Below are 389 nucleotides of genomic sequence, written 5' to 3'. Positions count from 1 at the left end.
ACCGACGACAGCAGTTCCTGTTGGATCCGGGTATCACACCCCTGGGCGGGACCACGTTGGGGCATGTCGGCCGTGCCGCGCGTTGGCCATGAGGTGATCGTCGAATTTTTGAATGGCGATCCCGATCAGCCCGTAATTATCGGCCGCACCTATCATGCCAGTAACCTGCCCCCGGGCAAGCTGCCGGGCACCAAAACCCAGATGTCGATCCGGTCGCAAACCCATAAGGGCGAAGGTTTTAATGAACTGCGTTTTGAAGATGAAAAAGGCCAGGAGGAGCTCTATCTGCATGCGCAAAAGAACATGACAGCCGAGGTGCTGCATGATAGTTCCACCCGTATCGATCACAACGAGCACCGGCGGATAGGCAACGATCGCAGACAACAAAT

General features: G+C 56.0%; 1 protein-coding gene. It reads left to right on the top strand.

Annotation, left to right across the window (positions count from 1 at the left end; translation table 11 throughout):
- Positions 1-63: 63 nt before the first annotated feature.
- A partial coding sequence (locus tag JHD63_RS23060; protein ID WP_233168558.1) for a bacteriophage T4 gp5 trimerisation domain-containing protein occupies positions 64-389 on the top strand: 326 nt, incomplete at its 3' end.

Origin of the sequence: Xylophilus sp. ASV27 (genome assembly GCF_016428875.1) — a bacterium.
Lineage (GTDB): Bacteria > Pseudomonadota > Gammaproteobacteria > Burkholderiales > Burkholderiaceae_C > Xylophilus.
Note: the sequence above shows the minus strand (reverse complement) of the source record. Positions and strands in the feature narration are given on the sequence as shown.